Source organism: uncultured Proteiniphilum sp., from assembly GCF_937873925.1.
Taxonomy (GTDB): domain Bacteria; phylum Bacteroidota; class Bacteroidia; order Bacteroidales; family Dysgonomonadaceae; genus Proteiniphilum.
The window spans coordinates 1-3,148 of the sequence record NZ_CALNAT010000224.1; the positions used below are offsets into that span (position 1 = coordinate 1).

General features: G+C 48.0%; 3 protein-coding genes and 1 pseudogene. 1 reads left to right on the forward strand and 3 read right to left on the reverse strand.

From position 1 onward, the window contains the following. Positions 1-919, forward strand: a pseudogene (locus Q0502_RS15270) (translational GTPase TypA); the annotation flags it as partial. A 3-nt stretch (positions 920-922) separates the two neighbouring features. On the opposite strand, the gene folE reads toward Q0502_RS15270, so the two are convergent. The 3 genes from folE to tpiA form a co-directional block, all read right to left on the reverse strand. Then, positions 923-1,495 carry a GTP cyclohydrolase I FolE gene (folE, locus tag Q0502_RS15275; RefSeq protein WP_298652553.1) on the reverse strand — a complete coding sequence of 191 codons (573 nt, stop codon included), beginning with the start codon at positions 1,493-1,495 and terminating at the stop codon, positions 923-925. 26 nt (positions 1,496-1,521) lie between these two features. After that, positions 1,522-2,046: an SPOR domain-containing protein gene (locus tag Q0502_RS15280; RefSeq protein WP_298652556.1), complete on the reverse strand. Its 525-nt coding sequence runs from the start codon at positions 2,044-2,046 to the stop codon at positions 1,522-1,524. 168 nt (positions 2,047-2,214) lie between these two features. After that, entirely contained in the window at positions 2,215-2,970 is a 756-nt protein-coding gene (tpiA, locus tag Q0502_RS15285) for a triose-phosphate isomerase (RefSeq protein ID WP_298652559.1), read from the reverse strand. Positions 2,971-3,148: the final 178 nt, after the last annotated feature.

Genomic DNA, 3,148 nt, shown 5'->3' on the forward strand with positions numbered 1-3,148 from the left:
CGACCCTATCGCTATCGACGAACCAACCATGTCGATGCTCTTTACCATCAACAACTCTCCCTTTTTCGGACAGGACGGGAGATATGTAACCTCCCGGCATATCTATGAAAGACTGATGCGGGAGTTGGACAAGAACCTGGCGCTCCGAGTAGAGGAGACCGACAGTTCCGACTCATGGATCGTGTATGGACGCGGCGTATTGCATCTCTCGGTGCTGATAGAGACCATGCGCCGTGAGGGATATGAGTTGCAGGTGGGGCAACCACAGGTGATCATCAAAGAGATCGGCGGTGAGAAGCATGAGCCGATGGAACAACTTACGGTGAACCTTCCCGAAGAGTCGGCCAGCAAGATTATCGATGTCATCACCCGCCGCAAGGGAGAATTGCTCACCATGGAGAACAAAGGCGACCGTATGCATATGGAGTTCGTGATTCCATCAAGGGGTATCATCGGGCTGAACAATATCGTACTCACACTTTCCGCCGGGGAAGCCATCATGGCGCACCGTTTTCTGGAATTCCGGCCGTGGAAAGGAAATATCGAAAAGCGGCAAAACGGCTCCATCATTGCCGGGGAATCGGGGAATGCCTATGCCTATGCTTTGGACAAATTGCAGGACAGAGGCCGGTTTTTCATTGAGCCGCAAACGGATGTATATGCAGGACAGGTGGTAGGCGAACATAACAAGGAAGGCGACTTAGTGGTCAACGTCACCAAATCGAAGAAACTGACCAACGTGCGTGCGTCGGGGACTGACGATAAAGCACAACTGGCACCTCCTATTATCTTCAGCCTCGAAGAAGCACTCGAATACATCAAAGAGGACGAGTACGTAGAAGTGACGCCCAAACATATGCGTATCCGCAAGATCCTGCTGGATGACAACGACCGCAAACGGGTAGCGAAGAAAGGGTAAAATTTATTTTATCAGCGCAATAAATTCTTCACGCGTTTTCTGTTCGCGGAAAACGCCGGTAAAGTCGGAAGTGGTGGTTATGGAGTTCTGCTTTTCCACGCCGCGCATCTGCATGCACATGTGCTGCGCTTCGATCACCACCATCACCCCCATGGGATTCAATGTTTTCTGGATACACTCTTTGATTTGAGTAGTAAGACGTTCCTGCACCTGCAACCGTCGTGCGAATACCTCAACAACGCGGGCAATTTTACTCAGGCCGGTAATATAACCATCGGGAATATAGGCCACATGTGCCTTACCGAAGAATGGCAGCATATGGTGTTCACACAACGAAAAGAGATCTATATCCTTCACGATCACCATTTGCCGGTAGTTCTCCCTGAACAGGGCGGAACGCAGGATCGCCTCGGGATCCTGCCAGTATCCTTTCGTCAGGTGCTGCATAGCCTTGGCTACCCGTTCGGGTGTTTTTATCAATCCTTCGCGTCTCTCATCCTCACCCAGTAGCGAGAGAATATCCCGCATATGACCGGTAATTACCGATCTGTTTTTCTCTAATTCTTCGGAAGACATCTGTTTTCTATTGTAGGGTTACCTCCTTAATGTTCATCGCTGTAAGGCTGATTGACGGGAATCTTCACCTCATCCACTACGATATACATCTCTTTTCCAAATGATGGAAACGACCTCACCATCTCTTTCAATACCTCTTCGGCCTCGCTTCTGGTCTGGAAATTTCCTACCCGTAACCGCCAGAAAGGCGATTCAAAAAGGACGACTGTTTCATGCTCCGGATATGAATCATTGATAAGCTGCTGCTTTTGGTGTGCCTCATTTTTGGAAGTACGCTGGTTGTTCCCGGAAAAAGCCTGGATCTTGTATCCACGTACCCGATACCACTGCGTCGACCCTTCCGCATTGGTATATACCGTTCTCGGAGGAGCCATAGGACGCCCCAACACATGCCCGATGCTCTCGTCCTCGTAAACGGAAACACGTCCCTTTCCGGGAACAACGGAATTCAGTTCCCGCAGTATCTCTTTCTTTTGTGACGACTGGGCATACGCGCCTGCGGACACCAGCAATAAAAGAAGAAGGATCGGATAGTGAAGGAGAAATCTCATATATTTAAATTTTATAACCAAGCATTCCAGAACGGTTTTACCCGTTCAAAAAAAGGGTAACACTTGGATTGATTAGCCACATTGGTAAATTAGTCACACATTCATTTTGCAAAGATAAAGAAATACCACAGACCCGGATCGGATCTGTGGTAAAATTCTGTTAACCGTTTAAAATGCTTCGATAATGGGCATGAATTTATCCACTCCCAGCGAAGCGCCTCCGATAAGGCCGCCGTCCACATCGGGATTGGAGAAAAGTTCTTTCGCATTACCGGCATTGGCACTTCCGCCATAGAGGATAGAAGTATTATCAGCTATTTCGTCACCATATTTTTCCGCCAGTGTCTGACGGATGAAAGCGTGCATTTCCTGCGCCTGGTCGGCCGTAGCCGTCTTCCCTGTGCCGATGGCCCATACCGGTTCGTAAGCCAGTACTATCCTGGCGAAATCTTCGGGTGAGAGTTCGAACAGCGATGCTTCGATCTGCGATTTTACCACCTCGAAATGTTTATCCGACTCTCTTTCATCCAACACCTCCCCGATACAGAAAATAGGAGTGAGTCCGTTGGCAAGCGCCAGCTTCACTTTCTCTTTCAGTATTTCGGGAGTCTCATGGTAATACGCGCGACGCTCGCTATGGCCCAGGATCACATATTTAGCCCCGGTGGAAGCCACCATCGCGGCCGATACCTCGCCGGTATATGCTCCCGATTCCTTATCGGCACAATTCTGGGCGGCAACGCCTATTCTGTTTGTGTCGACACTGTTTACCGCACTCGCCAGATGAATAAAAGGCGTACCGATCACCACATCACAGTTCACGACTTTATTTTTCAACGCCTCATTCAACTCTATTGCCAGTTCAACTCCCTCCTGCAGGTTCTTATTCATTTTCCAGTTACCTGCTACAATATTCTTTCTCATACAAGTAATATATATAATTAAAATTTCAAGATTTGATTACGTCTCTTTTCAATTCAGGATTTAACCACCCAGCCACCTAACCTAATACCTAACTACCTATTCCTTACTTCTTACTCCTTACTCCTTACTTCTTACTTCTTACTTCTTACTTCTTACTTCTTACTTCTTACTTCTTACT